Origin of the sequence: Cohnella hashimotonis (genome assembly GCF_030014955.1) — a bacterium.
Taxonomy (GTDB): domain Bacteria; phylum Bacillota; class Bacilli; order Paenibacillales; family Paenibacillaceae; genus Cohnella; species Cohnella hashimotonis.
In genome coordinates this window covers 5,179,948-5,201,377 of record NZ_JAGRPV010000001.1, presented here as the reverse complement: position 1 = coordinate 5,201,377, position 21,430 = coordinate 5,179,948, and the positions used below count along the sequence as shown (strand labels likewise).

Genomic DNA, 21,430 nt, shown 5'->3' with positions numbered 1-21,430 from the left:
AGGCATGCGCGGCGCACGGAAAACGGTCAGACGGTTCGGGTTCGCCGCGCTCTTGACGGTGACGCTCGCCCTGAACGGCTGCGGCAGCTCGCAGATCGTGGACCGGATCTCGCTCGTCCAGACGGCGGGCTACGACAGGCAGGACGGAAAGATCGTGACGAGCATGCTGATCGGCGAGTATACCGATCAGGACAAGACCAAGGTCAAGCTGCTCGAGACGACGTCGTACAACAGCTTCGATATGGTGCCGCTGCTGAACCGGCAGACCAACAAGCCGATCGAATACGGACAGATGAAGCTCATGCTGTTCGGCAAAGCGTACGCCGAGCATGGCATCGCGCATGTGCTGAAGATGCTGTCCCGAGACGTGAAGGTTCAGAACCGCTGTCTGCTAGCCGTCGCGGATACGACAGCGAGAGAGACGATGGCGGCGACCACCGATTCCGACGATACGCTGTTTCTCACCAGCATGATCGAGCAGAATTCGAGAACGGCCGAGCTGCCGGGCAGAAACCTGCAGGAGGTGATGTACAGCTACTACGGCGAAGGCCGCGATTTTTACTTGCCCTATATCACGATGGACAGCCGCCGTCGGCCGCAGGCGGGAGGCATCGCCCTGTTCAAGGAAGATCGGGTCGTTGCCGTAGCAAAAGGCGCGGAGATGCTGTATTTGAAGCTTCTGTCCGAGAAAACGCGCGCGGGCATGCTGCTCGTTACGCTTGGGGAGAAGGGGGGCTCCCATCAATTTTTGCTGCTTCGCATATTAAATTCCCGTCCTTCCTGGAGGCTTCGCACGGACGGCCCGGCGCCGTCCTTCAAGATCGCGCTGCATATGACCGTCGGCATCAAGAGCATCTCGGAATCGGTGAAAATCGAAGATGTATCGCAAGCGGCGGAGATGGAGCGAACGATCGAACGTTTTATCGAGAGCGGCCTATCCGATTTTATTGCAAAATGCCAACAGCTGCGCATCGATCCGGCCGGCTTCGGCGATTACGCCCGGACGCATCGACGGCATTGGGACGGCGAAGCGTTCTATGCAGCCTATCCGAAAATGAAAACCGAAGTGCGCGTGAGCGCGAAGCTCGTGCAAAGCGGGACGATCGATTAAGGCGGGGAGGAGGAACGGCATTCTTGGACAAAACGAAAAGCGACAAATACACGCTGTCGGCCATCCATCTGTTTTTCCTGCTCTACGTCAGTCTGGTCGGAGCGGGACTTATGGATTTTCAGCGATACGTGGCGGCCGCGTCGGAGCAGGATACATGGATCGCCGTCTTGGCTGCGTCGCTGTTCATCGGCCTTCTGATCTGGATGATGTTCGGCATTCTCGCGCGTCAGGATGCCCGGGGGGCCAATCTCGTGGCGGTCAACCGACGGTATTTCGGCCGGGCGATTGGCGCGGTCCTCAACCTATGCTTCGTTCTTTATTTTCTATGGGGCGCGTTCGCCACGCTGCGCTTTTATTTGCAGGTGATCGAGGTGTGGATATTCCCGGAAATGAATCAATGGCCGCTCGTGCTCTGCATTTTCGGCTTGCTGTACTATACGGTGTCCGGTGGGATTCAGACGGTTGCGGGCATTTGTTTTTGGGGGACGCTGAGCATCTTTTTGTTCGTGCTGCCGCAGACGGTGCTCGTTTTTCCGTTTTTACATCCGCAAAACCTGATGCCTGCGTTCGATCATAGCGCCGCGGCGATCTTCGGCTCGACCAGGCTGATGGCCCAGCAATTTTTGGGCTGCGTGACGCTGATGGCCGTATATCCGTTCATCAAGGAGGGCGCCAGATCCGCCAAATGGGCCTATATGTCGGCAGGCGCCGCGGCCTTCATTTATATCGTCATGCTGCTGCTCTCGCTCATGTTTTTCAGTCCGCAGCAGCTCAAGGAGACCGTCTGGCCGACGCTGAGCATCGTCTCGATCATTCATGTGCCGCTTATGCAGCGTCTCGAATACGTCGTGCTGAATTTATGGCTGCTCAAGATGGTGTCGAACATATCGCTCGGCCTGTGGGCCGCCTGTCACAGCCTGAAGCAGCAGCTGCGGGTGAGGCCCCGGATCGCGCTGATCGGCGCGCTGGCGCTGTTCACGATTTTTTTCTATATCGACAACGACCCCGGGGATACGAGGAGAATGATTGAATTGTACGCGAAAACCGGAGAATTTCTGGTGTTTTTGTACGTTCCGCTCGTGTTCGTCATTTCGCGTTTCTCGGCGAAGTCAGGTTGATCGGTCAAAAAAAGGGACGGTTCGCGAAGTGGGGTGGTAAAATCAGGGGATAGTCCTTATTGCTGGAGGGATCCCCTTGATGAATGCATTACAGCCCTCGCTTGCGCTCATTCGAGATATCGAGGCTTCTGAGATCGAATTTATGATGGATCGTATGGAGGCCATCCGGGACAGACCCGGCAATCCGGAAGGCGTCGAGATCGAGCGATTTGGAAATGCCGTATGCTTTTACAGCAAGACGATGCCTTGGCCCGCCTTCAACACGGTAAAAGGGCTCGCCGAGGCGGATGCGGACCGGATCGATTCGATCGTCGCTTTCTACCGGGACAGGGGGCGTGCCGTTCAATTCGAAGCGGTGCCTGCCCTGGCGAGCTCGAATTTGCTCCGTAAACTGACGGAGGCGGGATTTTATCCTTCCGGCATTCATACGTCTATGTATGTGCAGCCCGAACGGCGGGAAGCGGTGCCGGCGTATTTGAATTCTGTTCAGGCTTCGGGTCGGGGGCCTGAGCAGGAGACGATCTCGATTGAGGCGCTTCGCGAGGATCAACTGGAGCTGTACGCGGCCATCCATTGCAGAGGGACGGGATTGCCGGACGCGGGAATCCCATCTGTCGCCGCGAACAACCAAGTGCTGCACGGCAGGCCGGGGTGGCAGTTCTATCTCACCTACGTAGACGGCGTGGCCGCCGGCGCCGGCGTTCTTTTTACCCAAAATAATAAAGCTTCGTTCACCTTCGCGGCCGTGCTGCCGGCCTACAGGAACAGAGGGCTCCATCGGCGGCTGCTGGATGCCAGAATCGACGAAGCTCACCGGAGAGGCTGCGGGATTGCCGTGGGTCAATGCGCTTATTTGTCTCAAAGCCATCGGGATATGGACCGGGCCGGGATGAAGCTCGGGTACGTGCGGACGACCTGGACGCGGCTGGACGGTTGAGACGTAGGCCGACAGGCGAGGCGAAAGGGGAGATCATTTGCGGAAGGCGTACATTGGATGGATGGTCGTCGTTGCTCTGGTCGCAAGCTGGGCAGGCAATATTTATTCGCACGAAACGGGCCGGCTGCCCGAAGGCCGCTTTTTATCGCATCTCATCGAAGTGACGGATTCGCCCGGGGACTCTTTTATGCTGTATTATATCGCGAACAACGACGATAAGCGGCTGCCCGTTTCGGTTTCGATCGAGGGGCTGCCGGCGCTGCAGTTTTATCCGATCTCGGCATATATGACGTTTAGAAATCAGAAGCTTTATCGGCTGATCGGACATTTCGAGCCGGGCGAGCAAAAGGAGGATTCGCCGTCCGAGGCGGCAGCGCCGCTGACGATCCGTTCGGTCGACGTCAACTACAGCGACGGCACGCGGGGGACGTCGGATATCGGCAAGAGGATCGTGTATCGGGGGGAGGATCGGGGGAGCGACGGTTCGATCGGCGGCGTGAGCACATCGGGATCCACTGTCGGCACGCGAACCGCTACGTTCAGGGTGGAGAAACCTGTCACGGCAACCGGCTTCAGCTCCTCTCTTTTGAACGAGATTGGCTCCGCATTTACTTATGAATTGTATTTTGGAACAGAGACGGCCGTCTTTCCGCGCGGGATCGAAGCCGGCACTTCGATATCGCTTATGGCGGCTTTTCCGGTCCCCGTAAATTCACAGCTTTACCTCCAGCCCGTCGCCATGCGACTCCGGCTTGCATACACGGATAAGTCCGGCATCGACCGGGTGCAAATGATTCCGATGGAGCGGCATCCTTATCCGACGCAGTCGGCCATTCGCGAATACGTCAAGGCACAGAGGAGGTCGAAGGAATGAGGACCGCTTGCTCGCAGATGGCGTGGGGACTGGGCCTCATGCTGTTCGATTTTAGGTTCAACAACTTCGACCTGCTGCCGGATACGCTTGGATTCATCTTGATTCTGCTCGGTTTGTACGGCTTCCCGGATCGCCGAAAAGAATTCGGGATCGCCAAGCTGGCGGCGGCCGTTATGCTGGTGCTGTCGATTGCCGAGCTGGCGGGAGCGATGCCGGCCGCAGTGATGATTGTGCAGACGGATCGATATTACGCGCTGTCCGCTTTGTCGGCGATCGGCTTTTCGGCGCTTTGCCTGCTCGCGCTGTTGTACGGCTTGTGCGAGGGATTCGCGCATACGGCCGCATCGGGCGGCCTCAAAGCGTTGGCGCGTTCGTTTCGCGCGGCATGGAATCTGAGTCTCGCGACGGGCGTCGTCATGCTTTTCGTTCTGCCGTTCGGCTTGAACGGTTATACCGGATTCGTGGCGGTCATGACGGTGCTTGCCGGCTTAGGCCAGCTCGCGGCCGGCATCTGGCTGATCGCGCTCGTGCGGAGGCTGGGTCGCGAGTACGTGGCCGCAAAGCTTGCGGAGGAGGAGATACCGGATGTTTGAAGCGTTTCGCAGGACGCTTGTCGTTGCGATCCTTTTGATGATCGCAGGCATCGTCTTTTTTCTGGTCGGACTTTTGACATCGCATGAGGCGGCGTGGGTCGGCCTCTTCGGCTTTACCGCCGGCCTGGGCCTTTTGCTGCTGGTGGAAGCCTGTAAAGCCGAGTTGAACCGCCTGCGTCTAGAGAACGTGGAGCTTCGACGAAGGCTGGATGCGATTGAAAAGCGCACGATCAGGGATTAAACGGAATGGTGAAGCTAGAGCCATGCGCCTGCGGGCTGCATGGTTTTTTGCTGTCTGGAAACGGTGTTTTGTATTTTTAAGGTTGTAAACGAACTGATACTGCTATAATATAAACCTATACAAACTTATATGAACATAAATAAACAATTGGAGGTTTTACTGACATGGAAAACCGTTATGCATCTCATCCCCGCGAAGTGAAGGCATTCGACACCGCGCGCCTGCGCGAGGAGTTCCTGATCGAAGAGATGTTCAAGCCGGACCAGCTGACGCTGACTTACACGCATGTCGACCGCTTTATCGTCGGCGGGGCGCTGCCGGTGAACGGCTCCGTCAAGCTTGAGGCGGATGCCAAAGCGATCGGCGCCGCTACCTTCCTGGAACGCCGCGAGATCGGTATCATCAATGTCGGCGGCGCGGGCACGGTAACGGTCGACGGCGAAACGTATGCGATGGCGAGCAAGGATTGCCTTTACATCGGCCTCGGAGCCAAGGAAGTGCTGTTCGCGAGCGACGACGGCGCGCAGACGGCCAAGTTCTACTTGAACTCGACGCCCGCCCACAAGACGTACCCGACGGTGAAGGCCGCGATCAGCGAGGCGTCGCCAAACCACCTGGGCAGCCTGACCAACTCCAACGAGCGCACGATTTACCGCTACATCCACACCGGCGGCATCCAGAGCTGTCAGCTGGTCATGGGCATGACGCTGCTGAAGGACGGCAGCATGTGGAACACGATGCCCTGCCACACGCACAACCGCCGCTCCGAGGTTTACTTCTACTTCGACATGCCGGAAGACGGCGTCGTCTTCCACCTGATGGGCGAGCCGCAGGAGACGCGCCACCTGGCCGTACGCAACGAGCAAAGCGTCATCTCGCCGAGCTGGTCGATCCACAGCGGCGTCGGCACGAGCAGCTACACGTTCATCTGGGGCATGGCCGGCGAGAATCAAATTTTCGAGGATATGGATGCAGTCGCGATGAAAGATATAAAATAGAAGGAAATCGCTAGGATTGGAGATTCGGCAATGAACCCTCTGCGCAGACACGAGATGATCATGGAGATGCTGCTGGCCGCGAACGAGGTGACGGTGGCCGAGCTCAGCGAACGGCTTGAGGTGACGGGGAAAACGATCCGCGAGGATCTGGCCAAGCTCGAGGAAAAGGGGCTGCTGCAGCGCATGCACGGCGGTGCGATGCTCGCGCAGGCGGACCAGCTCGGCATCCTGTCGCTCAAAAATCCGGTCGCGCGACATGCGGCCGAAAAGGCGGAGGTCGCGAAGCTGGCGGTATCCCTGATCGAGCCCGGCGATATCGTCGCGCTCGATGGCGGCACGACGATGCAGGAGATGGCCCGGCAGCTGCCGAACCAGCCGATGACCGTCGTGACCAACGACATCATTATCATCAGCGAACTCGTCCGCAAGGAGGCCATTCGTCTCGTCGTGCCCGGCGGCTATCGCGTTCGCAATATGCTGGTTGGGGCCGATGCGGTCGCTTACGTGCGGAAGCTCAATATCCGCAAGGCGTTTCTCGCGGCGACGGGGGTTCAGCCGGACTCCGGCTTCACCATCTATACGGGGGAGTTCAGCGAGATGAAGCGCGCGCTCATCGAGACGGCCCAGCAGTCCTTCGTGACGGCGGACCATCACAAGTTCGGGCAGGGCGCGCTATTCACCTTTGCGCAGTTGACCGAGGTCGAGGCGATCGTTACCGACGCCGGGCTCTCGCCGGAAGTGGCTTCCCAATACAGGCAAGCCGGCGTCAGATTACTCATCAACCAAGAGAAGGAATGATATAGCATGTTGTTCGACTTAACCGGCAAGACGGCACTCGTCACCGGCGCTTCCGGCGGACTGGGACAGGCGATGGCGCTCGGGCTCGCGGAAGCCGGCGCCAAGGTCGTCGCGGTCGCTTCCTCCAACTGCGATGCGACCGTAGCGGCCGTCCGCGAGGCGGGCGGCACGATCGAGCAGATCTCCGCGAATCTGAGCGAGCTCGATGGGCTGGAAGGCGTATTCGAGAAGGCACTCTCGTTTTTCGGCAGCATCGATATTCTCGTGAACAACGCGGGCACGATCCGGCGCACGCCGGCCGCGGACCATGCGGCCCAGGATTGGTTCGACGTCATCGATCTGAACCTGAACGCCGTCTTTTTCCTCAGCCAGCTGGCCGGCCGCCATATGATCGCGCGTGGCAGCGGCAAGATCATCAATATCGCCTCGATGCTGACGTTCCAGGGCGGAATCAACGTGCCCGGCTACACGGCGAGCAAGCATGCCGTCGCAGGCGTCACCAAGGCGCTCGCCAACGAATGGGCGAGCAAAGGCATCCAGGTCAACGCGATCGCGCCCGGCTACATGACGACCAACAACACGGCGCCGATCGTCGCGGATCAGGCCCGCTACCAATCGATCACCGACCGTATCCCGGCAGGCCGCTGGGGCCAGCCCGAAGACATGAAGGGGCCGGTCGTGTTCCTCGCATCCGCCGCGTCCGACTATCTCAACGGCCATGTGCTGTGCGTGGACGGAGGTTGGCTGGCGCGATGACGACGGGCAGAGAGCAGAGCGAGCTGATGAAGTCGCTGGCGGCGAGCAAGATCGTCGCCATTATCCGGGGCATCCCGGAGGACAAGGGAGACGCGACCGCGGAGGCGCTGGCCGAGGGCGGCGTCGTCTTCCTCGAAGTGACGCTGAACACCGACGGCGCGCTCGGCATGATCTCGCGGTTCCGCGAGCGTTATGAGGGCCGCATGCGGATCGGCGCGGGCACGGTGCTCGATCTGGGGCAAGCCAAGGAAGCGGCGGCGGCGGGGGCGGAGTACATCATCTCGCCGAACCTCGATCTTGAGGTCGTCCGCTTCGGCGTCGAGCAGGGCATCGAAGTATGGCCGGGCACGATGACGCCGACCGAGATCGTGGCGGCTTACAAGGCCGGCGCATCGGCCGTCAAAGTATTCCCGCTCGGCAGTCTCGGCGTCGGTTACCTCAAGGAGATCCGCGCGCCGCTGAACCACATCCCAATGGTAGCCACAGGCGGCGTGAACCTGCAGAACATCCGGTCCGTGCTGGACGCCGGCGCGGTAGCCGTCGGCCTGGGCGGCAACCTGGTGGACAAAAAGCTCGTCGCGGACGGCGACTTCAAGGCGCTGGCGAAGCTGGCGCGGGCTTATGCGGATGAGGTTGCGAAGGCATAATGAAAAAGCAGGACCGATCGGAGAAGCTCCGATCGGTCCTGTTTTTTCATTATCGGGGGCTAAGTGCGATGTTGCAGCTGCGCCTATTTGGGGGGACTGCAGGAATTCATCGCGCCCGGAACGCAGACGCGCCATAATCGAGCGAGGTCTCGCCCTCCGCGATGGGTCCGCCATAAGACGACCAACGGATCATTTCTCTCAAGACACGTTCGGGCTTATCGTGGACTCGGTACGTGAAATCATAGACGCCGTGAAACCAAGGAACACGTTCTATGTGTTGGAGACCATGCCGTGGATATTCCCTATAGCGCCGACATTTACCTGGACTTGATTCGCGCGGTCGATCGCAAGGCATTCGCCGTACATCTGGACCCGGTAAATATGATCACAAATCCGCTGCTCTACTATGACAATGCAAATTTAATCAAAGAATGTAGGCAGGGATATCCCGCTGATGTTGGAGCATTTGCCGTCCGCGGAAGAATACAAAAGGACTGCCGATCATATACGCAGGCTTTATCCAAATGAAAGAGAACGATTCTAAAAAGTGTGCCATATACGAGCCCGACTTCGCTTTATATACTGACCTTAGTTGTCTATGCTTCACTAGCGGGAGGGAAAGTCAGTGAAGCGAATATGGATGATGAGCATCATCCAAGAGAGCAATACATTTAGCCCCACGATGAGCACGATGGACGATTTCCGCAGATTCCAGCTCGCGTTAGGCGAAGAAATCCGCGATTCAAAGGCCGAGACGGAACTGACCGGATTCATGGAGGCGACAGGCGGCGAGGAGGTAGAAATCGTGCCGATCGTTTCCGCGCTTGCCGTATCTTCAGGAATCATCCGCGCGGAAGCTTGGGAAGAGCTGAAGCAGCTGCTAATCTCATGTCTGAATCGCGCAGGACCCGGGGACGGCGCTTATTTGGCGCTGCACGGCGCCATGGCGGCAGAGGGCTGCGACGATGCTGGTGGCGCGCTCGTCGAGGAGGTCCGAACGCGCCTCGGTCCGGAGAAGCCCATCGTCGTCTCCCTAGATTTGCACGCCAATGTCACCTATAAGATCGTGGAGGGCGTACAAGGGATCATCGGATACCGTACGTTTCCGCATACCGATCACCACGATACCGGTATCCGCGCGGGTAAGCTTTTCCTCTCGATATTGAATAAGGGCGTTCGTCCGGTCATCGCTTTTCGCAAAATACCCATGATCGTACCGGCGGAAAATAGTCAAACCTCGCACGGCCCCTTCTTTGATTTATGGACGGAAGCCCGCGCCGGCGAATCCAGGGGCGATTCCCTGTATACGTCCTTGTTTCCCGTCCAGCCGTGGCTCGATCTGCCCGATATGGGCAGCAGCGTCGTGGTCGTTGGAGAAGATGCGGATATCGTGTCCAAGGAAGCGGATCGGATGGCGGATTTATTTTGGGACAAACGGCATGAATTCCAGATCGAGCTGCACGCCGTGCGCGATATCGTCGCAAGAGCGCTTGTGGAGCGAACGGCCGGACGGCCGTTTATTATTTCGGATTCCGCGGACAGCCCCGGAGCCGGATCGACCGGCGACAGCAACTATGTGTTGAAGGAGCTGCTCGACCTCGGCGTGCAGGACCGATTAGTCTGCCTGCTGACGATGGTGGACGCCCCGGCGGTCGCGTATGCGATCGATGCGGGCGTCGGCAGCATGATCGAAGTAGACGTCGGATATACGAGCAGTAAAAATACGCAGCAAGGCGTGCCCATTCGCGTGCTGGGACGTGTCCGGACGATCGGTGACGGGAAATTTCAATTCGGAGGCGGTAGCTTAAAGGGGACGACGGGGAACATGGGGCGCTGCGTCGTCCTGCAGATCGGATCGATATCGCTGCTGCTGAGCGAGTGGCCGACTTTCAGCGGCGATCCCGCCATGTATCGCAGCGTGGGACTCGAGCCGTCGGAAGCGGATCTCCTGCTGGTCAAATCGGCCAATCAATTTCGAGCCGATTACGAACGAATTTCGCCGCATATTTTTATTCTCGATACGCCGGGCAGCAGTCCCGCAAACATCCGATCTTTGATTTATCGGCGGCTTCCGCGGCCGTTCTACCCTTTCGAGGATGAATTTGAGTGGCGGGGGGAGTCTCGGCTATGAGATTACGGGGCCAAGTCGCGATCGTAACCGGAGCCGCGAGATCGATCGGCGCCGCCGTGGCGAGGCGGTACGCCAGGGAAGGAGCGAGCGTTGTCGTCGTAGATCTTTTGCCGGAGTTGGCGGAGCAGGTTGCCGCTTCGATTCGGGACGACGGCGGCGACGCTTTTGCGATCCAGGCGGACGTGTCGGTCGAGGCCGAAGTCCGGGCAGCGGTCGATGAGACCGTGAGGCGGTATGGGACGGTCCACGTACTCGTTAACAACGCGGGTATCGATCCGCGATGCCATTGGCACGAGATAACGGGCGATGAATGGGACCGCGTCATGAATACGAACGTGAAGTCGCAATTTTATTGCGCCAAGGCGGTATTCCCCCACATGAAGACGCAGGGGTACGGGAAAATCATCAACGTGTCGTCGGTTACCTTTTTTACGGGGCAGCGGAATTTATTGCACTATGTCGCTTCTAAAGGAGCGGTTGTCGGATTTACGCGCGCGCTCGCCAGAGAGGTGGGGGAACACGGCATTGCGGTGAATTGCGTCACGCCCGGCGCCGTGCTCACGGAGACGGAAGGCGAGGACATGCACCAATACGATCCGGCTCGGCTCGAACGGGAAATGGCGGAGCTGCAAAGCTTCCAAAGACGCGAGACGGCCGGCGATCTGGAAGGCGTCTTCGTATTTTTAGCCGCTTCGGACAGCGATTTTTTGACCGGCCAGACCTTAAACGTAGACGGCGGCTGGATCATGCATTAGAGGGGGAAAGCGAATGCCTGATATTCGATTGGACTTTACCCGCAAGTCGGCGCCGCTTAAAAAGCTGCATGGCGTCAATAACGGCCCCGTCACGGCAGGTTCCCTGGTTGACGTCACTCCCGCTTACCGAGAGGCGGGCATTCCTTTGGCGAGGCTTCATGACACAAATTGGCCGAATCCCGGCGAGGTGGATATCCATACGATCTTTCCCGACTTCGGCAAAGATCCGGAGGATCCCGCCAGCTATCATTTCTCTAAAACGGATCAATATCTGGCATCAATCGTAGCTACGGGAGCCAAAATCGTCTACAGGCTTGGCGAAAGCATCGAACATACGTCCAAAAAATATTACGTTCACCCACCCGCGGACTATGCGAAGTGGGCCCGTATTTGCATCGGCATCATCCGGCATTATAACGAGGGATGGGCCGACGGGTTCCATCACGATATCCGTTACTGGGAAATCTGGAACGAACCGGACAATCCGGACGGACAAGTCATGTGGTCGGGCACCGACGAGCAGTATTATGAATTGTACCGCGTCGCTTCTACTGCCATCAAGCAGCATGATCCGTCGTTGAAGGTAGGCGGACAGGCCGCCACGATGGTCAACCATCCTTTTACGCGCGGATTTATCGCCTATTGCCGGCAGCACGCTGTTCCCTTGGACTTTTTTACTTGGCATACGTACGCCGACGATCCCGAGAAGGTTGCGGCTAACGCCCGGCTTGTCCGGCAATGGCTCGAGGAAGCCGGCTATATGGATATGGAATGCCATTTGAATGAATGGGGCTATCTCCATTTCGACAGCGAGGAAGCGGCAAAGCTGCTTTGGAGGCCGGAGGGAGCGGCGCATCGAAAACGCGTGTTCGAGCGCCAGAAAAACGAGGAGGGCGCAGCGTTCTCGGCAGCATTGTTTGCGCTGCTTCAGGATTGCCCCGTCCATCAAGCCAATTACTACGATGCGCAGCCTCACAGCATGTTCTGCGGACTGTTCGATATGTACGGCAACCCTCAGAAAATGTATGATGTGTTCGCGAAGTTCAACGAGCTTTGCCAATATGATTATCGGATCGAAGCGAATATCAAGGATGGGTTGCAAGGGGTTTATGCGCTTGGCGTGTCGGGCAAAAACGGCGATTCCGCCATATGGGTAAGCAACTTCCGCGGGGAGAGCCGGGAATACGAGCTGGCGTGGACGCCTGCCGCGAACCAGCGATTTACGCATTGCGAATGGGCCGTGCTGGACCGTGAACGCCGATTCGACTCGCCGGAATATCACGATCTGCAGTCGGGCGATCGGAAGCTGAGCGTTTATCTTCCGAAATATGCAGTGCTATTAGCCAAGTTGCACGCTGTTTAAACGAATAGAGTTCAGGCAGGGCTGATGAATTTCATCAGTCCTATTTCAGCATTATGGATCAGGGATTTTAACAATCTATCGGCGCCAGGGGTCTGAAAGTATAATATAGAAAACAATAATTAACCGTGGAGGCAAGTAAATGAATGAGAATGGTCGATAAAGTCGCCGCTATTCGCGTTTTTCCCAAACTGGTTTTGACCTTTCTGGTGGTCCTCAGTCCCTTGTACATCATCGGTCTTCAGATTAATATGTCGGGGCTCAAAAATGTAAATAAAGAAATTACCCATTCTTTATCCTCCCGCGTCAATCTGTACATGGAGCTTCTGGATAATGACTTTGGAGGCATTCTCCTAACCTTGCAGGATTATATCAATGACGAAGATTTAATGAAGCTCAGCATTACCGCCGAGATCATGTCCGACGTGGAAAAGACGCAAGCGAATTTGCGGTTGAAAAATCATCTCGACATTCTTAACCGTTCGAGCAAGTTCGTAGAGGAAGCGTCCGTGTTCATCCCTTTGATCGACCGGACCATCACCTCTAACATGGAAGGCATTAAGGACTTCGACGCGAACCAGTTCAAGGCGATGAGCGGTCCGTTGAAGACCAAGGAATCTCCCTTTCTATTTTGGAAGGACCGAATATTCGTCACGCTCGTTTATCCTCCTTCAAGCAGAGGCAAAGACCCTATATTCGTCGCGGCCGTAGAAATATCGATTCCCGAGCTTGTGTCGACGCTCGACAGCTACACGAACGAGGGCGGGGGGGCGGTTCTCGTCGAGAAAGCGACGAATCGAATCATCGCGAAAACGACCCTCAACGCCGAAAGCGAAATCATCATGGACCAGCCGGAGCTGATGGAGAGTACGGACAGCAATGCGACGCGCAAGGTTGACGTTGATGGACAATCCTACCTGATCACGCGCAAAGACTCGGAGCATTTAGGCATGAGCTTGCTTATGTATGTCCCTACCAAAGACGTGAACCAGCAGCTCGCCTCCCACCGGGTATGGCTGATCATTTTATCCTTGGCTTCGATCGTAATTGTAATCGCTTTCTCTTATAGCATTTACAGAATCATTCACAAGCCGCTCATCTCGCTGCTCCAGTCTTTTCGGCGGATCGAGCAAGGCCAGTTCAATCATACCGTCACCTATCCGCTGAAGGATGAGTTCGGCTACCTGTACGAGGAATTCAACAGCATGGCCAGGAAGTTGAACGTGCTGGTGCATGAGGTGTACGAGCAGCAATACAGGGCCAGACTGTCCGAGCTGCGTCATCTGCAGTCGCAGATCAATCCGCATTTTTTATATAACACCTACTTTATTTTATATCGGATGGCGCAGCTGGAGGACAATGAGAACCTCATGCGGCTGACCAAGCATCTGGGAGAATATTTTCAATTTATTACGCGGGATGGAACGGATGAAGTGCCGCTCGAGATGGAAGCGCATCATGCCCGAACGTATATGGAGATCCAATCCATCCGGTTTGCCAATCGCGTAGAGGCTCATTTCGGTGACTTGCCGATAGGCGCGGCGGCAATCCAGGTACCCAGGCTGATCATGCAGCCGATCATCGAGAATGCCTACAAACATTCCTTGGAGCTGAAGTCGAAAAACGGTTGGATGAACGTCGAATTCAGCCTTCGTCCAGACGAGCTCATTATTGCCATCGAGGATAACGGGCATGAGTTCACCGCGGAGAAGCTGGAGCGATTAAAGCAAGTGCTGCGCGCGAACGACGGATTCGCCGAGAGCACGGGCATGATTAACGTCCATCGCAGGCTTAAGATCAAATTCGGCGAAGCAGCGGGACTGCGCCTGAGCGAAGGGGCTCGCGGCGGCTTGAAGGTGGAAATCATCATTCCGATCGGGGAGAGAGATCAATGATCAAATTGCTTATCGTGGACGACGAGCCATACACGGTAGACGGTTTATACGAAATGCTGTCGGAGGTTCCGGATTTGGATCTGGACGTCTACAGGACTTATTCCGCCGAAGAGGCGATACAGAGACTTACCCGCGCGAAAATGGATATCGTGCTCAGCGATATTCGGATGCCCGAAATGGACGGCATAGAGCTTCAGCAATGGATTCGCGCTCGTTGGCCCAAGTGCAAGGTGATCTTCTTGACGGGAATCGGAGATATCTCCTCGATTCAGCGCGCGATCAGGGGGGGCGGCGTCGATTATATCCTGAAAACGGAAGGAGACGAATCCATTCTCTCTTCGATACGCAAAGCGATTAAGGAGCTGGAGGAGGAAGCGAGCAATGAGCAATTCGTGCTGCGGGCGAAAGAACAAGTCAAACAGGAGCTTACGCTGCTGAGAAGGGATTGGTTTAACAGCTTGACGGACATCGGCGGTTATTCCCTGTCGGGAAGGAAAACCAGATTTCAAGAGCTTGAAATCCCGCTCTCGGCGGAAGCTTCGGTACTGCTCGTGCATGGCAGAGTCGATCGATGGAAAGAAAATACGAGTCCTTCGAATAAAACCTTATTCATCAACGCGATTCAAAATATAGCGGAGGAATATTTGCGCCCGACCGCATTCATGTCCGTCTTGTTGTACGATTCGCAATTCATTTGGTTGATTCAGCCGCACCGCATCATGGAAGAGACGGCGGTCACGAGTCTTGAAGAGCAATGGACGGATACGCTGACATTCGTAGCCGGCATGCTGGACAGCATCCAGTCGACGACCAAGCGCCTGCTGCATCTGCCCATTTCGCTTGTAACGACAGGAAGACCGAGCGCCTGGGAGGACGTTCCGAGGGATTTTCAAATCGTCAAAAAAACGATGGTACTGGGACTGGGCAACGGAGAGGAGATGCTGATTACGCAATGCGAGCCGGACAAGCCTCAGAATATGGCAGTCGAGCTCTCTCCGCAGCGGCTGCTGGACCTCGAGCTTGCCTTGGAGTCCGGCCAGCCGGAGGCGTTCGCCGAGAGATTGGAGTTCGCGTTTGCCAAGCTTCCGAATCGCTTCCGGCTGTATGCGCAGACGTATTATTCGATCGCCGTGCTTCTGCTTGGCCAAATGAACAAAGCATCGAACGGCATTGCCCCGGAAGACAACATGGTCGACCGTCTGATGGATCTGGGCAGCCATCCGTCCAAAGACGCTGCCTTAAAATATCTTCTCGAAGTGGCGGATACGCTGTTCTCCCGCAGAAACAGCATGCTCGTGGAACGTACCAACGGGGTCATCCACAAGCTGAACCAGCATATCCGAGACCATCTGGACGGCGATTTGTCCCTGAACACCTTAGCCGATCTCGTCTATCTGAATTCCTCCTACCTGTCGGCGCTGTACAAGCAAAATACCGGCCGCAACCTATCCGACGTGATCGCCGATACGCGAGTCGCGACCGCCAAGGAATTGTTGGCCATCCCCAAATGGAAGATTCACGAGATCGCCCTCCGCATCGGCTTCGGTACGGCAGGCTACTTTACCCGTTTTTTCAAGAAGCATACAGGCGTGACGCCGAGCGAATATCGCGCAGAGCTTGAAGCTTAGATTCGGCTTTGTCCGAAACGGCAACAACGCATAACGAAAGATAAGCTTTCTAAAAGAAGTGAAATATACAGTTTTGGCCGAGAGTTCTATCATTATCAGTAAGCAAGGAATTGGATGTCTATCAGAAGTCGGGGGGAAAGAAATCATGCCTAACAGGTCAAGGATCGCATGGACTTCTGCATTTCTCAGCTTGGCGTTGCTGGTATCGGCTTGCTCCGGAAAAGAAAACGGCGAAAACGCGGAAAATAGTCCGAGCCCGTCCGCCGCGGCATCTTCGAATGAAGGTTCTGCGCCGGCGGCAAGCGGATCCACGGCAGACGACGATTTATTTCTCGGCAAATACGATCCGCCGATCGAAGTCTCTACGGTTCGCGTACTCGGCGGCGACGTCAAGTTCTTCGAAGGAGAATCCATCGACAACAATGTGTGGACGAGGTACGCCAAGGACCAGCTCGGGATTACTATCAAGAACAAATGGACGGTCAATTCCGATCAAGGCAAGGAAAAAATGAACCTTTCGATCGTCTCGGGCGATTTGCCGGATTTCTATTCCGTGGACGCGACCCAGCTCCATCAGCTGTATGAGGCGGGAGAAATCATGGATCTGACCGACTTGTACGACAAGTATGCGATGCCGGCTGTGAAGCAGTATACGGAGGCGCTTACGAACGGCTTGAATTTGGTTACTTTCGACGGCAAGATGATGTCTCTTCCCGGAGGCTCTGCGACTTCCGATTCCTCCCCGATGCTGTGGATCCGCAAGGACTGGCTCATAAAATTAAACTTGCCCGAGCCGAAGACGATGGCGGACGTGCTGGCCATTTCGAAAGCGTTTACGACGCAAGATCCCGACGGCAACGGGAAGCCCGACACGTTCGGACTCGCCATGAACAAGACGCTATTGTTGACGAACGGCGGGGATGCATTCGGATCGCTGGAAGGATTTTTTAACGGCTACCATGCATATCCGCAAAACTGGGTCAAGGACAAGGACGGCAAGCTGGTCTACGGCAGCATACAACCGGAGATGAAGGCTGCGCTGACTCAATTGCAAACGATGTATAAGGACGGAGAGCTCGACAAAGAATTCGGCGTTAAAAACGAGACCAAGGAAGCCGAGCTGGTCGCGGCAGGCAAGATCGGAATGACATACGGACTCATGTATCATACGCTGGGCCAGCTTGGCGACAGCCGCAAAAACGACCCGAACGCGGACTGGCAGCCATATCCGATCGTCTCGATCGACGATTCGCCGGCAAATCCGCAGACGGCGGCAAGCTCGATTGGCAGCTACTACGTAGTGAACAAGAAGGCGAAGCACCCGGAAGCATTCTTTAAATTGGCGAATTTATCCGTCGATATGGATTCGAAGCCCAAGGAATTCAGCGCAGCGTATAACGAGGTCGACGGCATTCAGGTGTGGCAGTACTTCCCGATTACGCTGGGCAACCCCAACCAAAACTTGACGGCATACCATAAGGTGATCGCGGCGCTCGACAGCAAGGATACGACCGGATTTAGCGCGCAGCAGCTGGATGCTTATAATAAATCGCTAGCGGTGGCGCAGGGCTCGACCGATGTCACCGACTGGGGCTTCGATAAAGTGTTCGGTAAAGACTCGTCGTATAAGGTCATCGACAAGTACGTAACCGAGAATCTCCTGAAGCCAAGCGATTATATTTACGGCCCGACGGAGACGATGACGGCCAAAAACGCAACCTTGCAAAAGATGGAAATCGAAACGTACACCAAAATCATTATGGGCGAGCCCATCGCGTTATTCGATAAATTCGTCAGCGACTGGAAAAAGCTCGGCGGGGACCAGATTACGGCAGAGGTCAATGCGGCATCCAAGTAATTCACTTAACCGGATGGGAGGAAGGGCGGACCTTTCTCCCGTTTTTTACAGGAGGTGCCGACCATGGAGAGACGACTTTCTTATAAAAAATATCGCAATCTTCCGCTTCATCTCATGATACTCCCCGGATTGCTCCTGGTACTGATTTACTGCTACGGGCCTATGTTCGGCCTGGTAATATCCTTCCAGAAGTTCATTCCCGCTCGCGGCATCGGAGGATCTGAGTGGATCGGATGGGAGAACTTTCGCTATGTTTTTGAATTGCCGGGTTTTACGAAGGTGCTGTGGAATACGATATTCATCTCGTTCATGAAGCTGTTCGCGAATTTGCTCGTTCCGATCGTCATGGCGCTACTATTGAACGAGGTTCGTAAAGAAGCGTTCAAGCGGGGCGTCCAGACTTTGATTTATTTGCCGCATTTTCTGTCCTGGATCATCTTGGGCGGCGTCCTGATCGACATTCTGTCTCCTTCCCAAGGAATCGTGAACGAGATCCTGGCCTGGGTCGGCATCAAGCCGATTTATTTTTTGGGCAGCAACGCTTGGTTCCGGTATGTACTCGTGGGCTCGGACGTGTGGAAGGAGTTTGGGTTCAATACCATCGTCTACTTGGCTGCGCTGACCGGCATTAATCCGTCCCTGTACGAGGCGTCTATCGTCGATGGCGCGAACCGCTGGAAGCAGACGATGCATGTCACCTTGCCCGGCATCGTGCCGATCATCGTGCTGTTGTCCGTTCTGAGCCTCGGCAACGTGCTTAACGCAGGGTTTGATCAAGTATTTAACCTGTACAGTGCCCAGGTATATGAGACAGGCGACATTCTGGACACGTTTGTGTACCGGATCGGCCTCTTGGAAGCGCAATACGGCGTCGCGACCGCGATCGGATTTTTCCAATCCGTCGTCACGCTCGCATTTATCTCGCTTTCTTATTATTTGGCCTATCGCTTTGCCAACTACAGGATTTTTTAACGAAAGGAGCGATAGCCTTGGTCGAACCTTATTCGCTCAGCCGCAAGCTGTTTGTCGGTTGCAATTATACCGTATTAGCGTTGATCTCGATCTTTTGCATCCTTCCGCTCCTTCATGTATTCGCCGTATCCCTGAGCTCCAGCCAAGCCGCGGCTGCCGGTTATGTCAAGCTGTGGCCCGTGGATTTTACGATGAAAAATTATGAATTCGTAGCGGGGAAAAGCGAGTTCACCAGGTCGTTGCTCGTTACGTTGAAGCGTGTCGGGATCGGTGTCCCGCTGAATATGCTGCTGACGGTTTTAATTGCGTATCCCTTATCCAAAGATTCGCTCCATTTTCGCCCCAGAACGGCCTATGCGTGGGTTTTTGTGGTCACGATCCTGTTTAGCGGAGGCTTGATCCCGCTCTATATGGCCGTTAAGTATACGATGATCATGGACACGATTTGGGCGCTGATCCTTCCTTCCGCAGTCCCCGTATTTAACGTCATTCTGATGCTTAATTTTTTTCGGAACTTGCCAAAAGAGCTGGAAGAGGCTGCTTTTATAGATGGCGCCGGTCATTGGACGACCTTATGGAAAATATACATCCCGCTGTCTATGGCCTCTCTCGCCACGGTTACTTTATTCGCCACGGTCGGCCACTGGAATTCCTGGTTCGACGGCATGATATTCATGAATTCTCCGACGCATTATCCGCTGCAAAGCTACCTTCAAACGGTCGTAATCAATCAGGATTTCTCCTTATTCACGTCGGGAAGAATCAAAGATTTTTCCAATATTAACGATCAAACGGCAAAGTCGGCGCAAATCTTTTTGGGCGCATTGCCGATCCTGCTGGTCTACCCGTTCCTTCAGCGATTTTTCATCAAGGGCGTCGTTCTCGGCAGTGTGAAGGAGTAGGACGATTCTAATCGGATGAGGTGGAAAGCAAGATGGGCTTGGCAACTGAACTGGAAAGTCAAAAGGTCCGAAAAATCAGCTTCGAAGGCGATGCGCTTCGGATGTCGATGGACTGGACGGTCGAAGACCTGGACAAGGTGCAGGTGCTCGTGGAGAGCACGAACGGCTCCAGCCATCCGAGCTCCTATCATCTCGGCGAGCTGGTGGCGGAGATGGAGAAGGGCGTCTTCCAAATGGGAGGCAAGCCGGCCATTTATACGACGACCGATATTTGCGACGGCGTGGCGCAGGCGCATAACGGCATGCATTATTCCCTGCTCTCCCGCGACATGATTGCCTCCATGGTTGAGATTCATGCGATGGCCACTCCTTTCGACGCGATGGTGCTTGCTTCCGCAGGAGACAAGGCCGTGCCCGCCCATCTCATGGCGATCGCCCGGCTGGACATTCCGGCCATCCATGTTCCTGGCGGTGCGATGGGGGCGGGACCCTGCATGCGGTCGAACGAAGAGCTGTGGCATATGAGCGTGGAAGTCGATCAGAACAAGATGACCAAGGAGGAGTTCCTCGCTTTTCAACGCGCGTGCTGTCCGACCTGCGGGGCCTGTCAGTATATGGGGACCGCGGCGACGATGCAGGTCATGGCAGAAGCTTTGGGCTTGGCGCTCCCTTGGACGGCGCTGATCCCAGCGACGAATGCGGAGATCAAGCGGGCGGCTAGAGCGGCGGGTCAGCAGGTGATGCGCCTCGTTCAGGCCGACATCAAGCCCTCGCGGATTTTGACCCGGGAGGCATTCGAGAATGCCATCATGGTGCACGCGGCCGTAGGGGGATCACTGAATGCAGTCATGCATCTTATCGCGATCGCGAGAGAAGCCGGAATCGAACTGGATGCAGAGACGTTCGATCGGATCCATCGCACGATTCCGGTACTGGTGGATACGAAGACCGCCGGACATTATCCGACCGAGCTGTTCTGGTATGCGGGCGGCGTACCGCTCGTGATGCAAGAACTCGAAGCGCATCTCCATCTCGACGTTATGACGGTTACCGGTCATACGCTCCGGGATAATCTCGAAGCCTTCCGCCACAACGAAATGCCTAAATTCGCGGAAATGTTCCTCGCCAATTACAAGCTCAATCGCCGGCATGTCATCTACCCGCTTCAGAAGCCGCTGAAATCCGAGGGTTCGCTCGCCGTGCTCAAAGGGAATCTGGCGCCCGCCGGGTGCACGATCAAAAAATCCGCGGTCGTGGAAGCCATGCTGGTCCATAAAGGCGCTGCCAAGGTATTCGATACCGAACGCGCCGCCGTCGATGCCCTGCTGGCCAAAGAGATCCATCCCGGCGACATCGTCGTGATTCGGTATCAAGGGCCAAAAGCCGTCGGGATGCCGGAGATGTTCTTCATGTCGGAGCTCATCGCGTCGGACCCGACATTGTCCCGCACCACTTCCCTGGTAACGGACGGAAGGTTCTCGGGCGCGACGCGAGGTCCATGCGTAGGTTATGCGGGACCGGAAGCGCTGGATGGCGGCCCGATCGCCGTCATTGCGAACGGCGACATCGTATTGATCGATATTCCGAACCGCACGATCGATATCGTCGGCACGGAAGGCCGGGAGCGAAGCGCTGCGGAGATCGCCGAGATTATCCGCCTGCGATTCGAGAGCTGGAGCCCGCCGGAATTTCATCACAAAGGCGCATTGCTGCAATACACGCGAACGGCACGTCCCGCCCTCGAAGGCGGATCTTGCTCTTAATCGGGAGGATCGACGATGAACCGTTCCTTGTTGGCTTACGGACCTTTGATTCTTGGACATCCGGATGCGGGCTACATTTGAGGAGGGAAAAGC

19 protein-coding genes are annotated in these 21,430 nt (G+C 55.9%); all 19 read left to right on the top strand.

Annotated features, from left to right (window positions below):
* The first annotated feature begins 4 nt into the window (after positions 1 to 4).
* Complete coding sequence (locus KB449_RS21005; protein ID WP_282910227.1) at positions 5 to 1,111, top strand: Ger(x)C family spore germination protein; 1,107 nt, start codon at positions 5 to 7, stop codon at positions 1,109 to 1,111.
* A 23-nt stretch (positions 1,112 to 1,134) separates the two neighbouring features.
* On the top strand, positions 1,135 to 2,229 hold the full coding sequence (locus KB449_RS21000; protein ID WP_282910226.1) for a GerAB/ArcD/ProY family transporter: 1,095 nt from the start codon (positions 1,135 to 1,137) through the stop codon (positions 2,227 to 2,229).
* A 79-nt stretch (positions 2,230 to 2,308) separates the two neighbouring features.
* Positions 2,309 to 3,166 (top strand): GNAT family N-acetyltransferase, encoded by an 858-nt coding sequence (locus tag KB449_RS20995; RefSeq protein ID WP_282910225.1) that lies wholly within the window; start codon positions 2,309 to 2,311, stop codon positions 3,164 to 3,166.
* Positions 3,167 to 3,203: 37 nt separating this feature from the next.
* Positions 3,204 to 4,040 carry a hypothetical protein gene (locus KB449_RS20990; RefSeq protein ID WP_282910224.1) on the top strand — a complete coding sequence of 279 codons (837 nt, stop codon included), beginning with the start codon at positions 3,204 to 3,206 and terminating at the stop codon, positions 4,038 to 4,040.
* Complete coding sequence (locus KB449_RS20985; protein ID WP_282910223.1) at positions 4,037 to 4,633, top strand: hypothetical protein; 597 nt, start codon at positions 4,037 to 4,039, stop codon at positions 4,631 to 4,633. Before KB449_RS20990 ends, KB449_RS20985 begins: the two co-directional genes overlap by 4 nt.
* Positions 4,626 to 4,874, top strand: a complete 249-nt coding sequence (locus KB449_RS20980; protein ID WP_282910222.1) for a hypothetical protein — start codon at positions 4,626 to 4,628, stop codon at positions 4,872 to 4,874. Before KB449_RS20985 ends, KB449_RS20980 begins: the two co-directional genes overlap by 8 nt.
* A 164-nt stretch (positions 4,875 to 5,038) precedes the next feature.
* Positions 5,039 to 5,872, top strand: coding sequence for a 5-dehydro-4-deoxy-D-glucuronate isomerase (gene kduI / locus KB449_RS20975; protein WP_282910221.1), 834 nt, complete (start codon positions 5,039 to 5,041; stop codon positions 5,870 to 5,872).
* A 30-nt stretch (positions 5,873 to 5,902) separates the two neighbouring features.
* Positions 5,903 to 6,670 carry a DeoR/GlpR family DNA-binding transcription regulator gene (locus tag KB449_RS20970; RefSeq protein WP_282910220.1) on the top strand — a complete coding sequence of 256 codons (768 nt, stop codon included), beginning with the start codon at positions 5,903 to 5,905 and terminating at the stop codon, positions 6,668 to 6,670.
* A gap of 6 nt (positions 6,671 to 6,676) precedes the next feature.
* A complete protein-coding gene (gene kduD / locus KB449_RS20965) occupies positions 6,677 to 7,426 on the top strand; it encodes a 2-dehydro-3-deoxy-D-gluconate 5-dehydrogenase KduD (RefSeq protein WP_282910219.1) in 750 nt (249 codons plus the stop codon).
* On the top strand, positions 7,423 to 8,073 hold the full coding sequence (locus KB449_RS20960; RefSeq protein ID WP_282910218.1) for a bifunctional 4-hydroxy-2-oxoglutarate aldolase/2-dehydro-3-deoxy-phosphogluconate aldolase: 651 nt from the start codon (positions 7,423 to 7,425) through the stop codon (positions 8,071 to 8,073). The genes kduD and KB449_RS20960 overlap by 4 nt, the downstream gene beginning before the upstream one ends.
* 625 nt (positions 8,074 to 8,698) lie before the next feature.
* Positions 8,699 to 10,204: a M81 family metallopeptidase gene (locus tag KB449_RS20955; protein WP_282910217.1), complete on the top strand. Its 1,506-nt coding sequence runs from the start codon at positions 8,699 to 8,701 to the stop codon at positions 10,202 to 10,204.
* The gene (locus tag KB449_RS20950) at positions 10,201 to 10,959 is read left to right on the top strand and encodes an SDR family NAD(P)-dependent oxidoreductase (protein WP_282910216.1); all 759 of its coding nucleotides are present in this window, start codon (positions 10,201 to 10,203) and stop codon (positions 10,957 to 10,959) included. The genes KB449_RS20955 and KB449_RS20950 overlap by 4 nt, the downstream gene beginning before the upstream one ends.
* 13 nt (positions 10,960 to 10,972) lie before the next feature.
* Positions 10,973 to 12,322: a GH39 family glycosyl hydrolase gene (locus KB449_RS20945; RefSeq protein ID WP_282910215.1), complete on the top strand. Its 1,350-nt coding sequence runs from the start codon at positions 10,973 to 10,975 to the stop codon at positions 12,320 to 12,322.
* 143 nt (positions 12,323 to 12,465) lie between these two features.
* On the top strand, positions 12,466 to 14,214 hold the full coding sequence (locus KB449_RS20940) for a sensor histidine kinase (protein WP_282910214.1): 1,749 nt from the start codon (positions 12,466 to 12,468) through the stop codon (positions 14,212 to 14,214).
* Complete coding sequence (locus KB449_RS20935) at positions 14,211 to 15,842, top strand: response regulator transcription factor (RefSeq protein WP_282910213.1); 1,632 nt, start codon at positions 14,211 to 14,213, stop codon at positions 15,840 to 15,842. The genes KB449_RS20940 and KB449_RS20935 overlap by 4 nt, the downstream gene beginning before the upstream one ends.
* Positions 15,843 to 15,987: 145 nt before the next feature.
* Positions 15,988 to 17,700: an extracellular solute-binding protein gene (locus tag KB449_RS20930; protein WP_282910212.1), complete on the top strand. Its 1,713-nt coding sequence runs from the start codon at positions 15,988 to 15,990 to the stop codon at positions 17,698 to 17,700.
* Between the two features lie 63 nt (positions 17,701 to 17,763).
* Positions 17,764 to 18,672 (top strand): ABC transporter permease, encoded by a 909-nt coding sequence (locus KB449_RS20925; RefSeq protein WP_282910211.1) that lies wholly within the window; start codon positions 17,764 to 17,766, stop codon positions 18,670 to 18,672.
* A 17-nt stretch (positions 18,673 to 18,689) separates the two neighbouring features.
* The gene (locus tag KB449_RS20920) at positions 18,690 to 19,574 is read left to right on the top strand and encodes a carbohydrate ABC transporter permease (protein WP_282910210.1); all 885 of its coding nucleotides are present in this window, start codon (positions 18,690 to 18,692) and stop codon (positions 19,572 to 19,574) included.
* A 32-nt stretch (positions 19,575 to 19,606) separates the two neighbouring features.
* Positions 19,607 to 21,337: a dihydroxy-acid dehydratase gene (gene ilvD / locus KB449_RS20915; RefSeq protein WP_282910209.1), complete on the top strand. Its 1,731-nt coding sequence runs from the start codon at positions 19,607 to 19,609 to the stop codon at positions 21,335 to 21,337.
* Positions 21,338 to 21,430 lie beyond the last annotated feature (93 nt).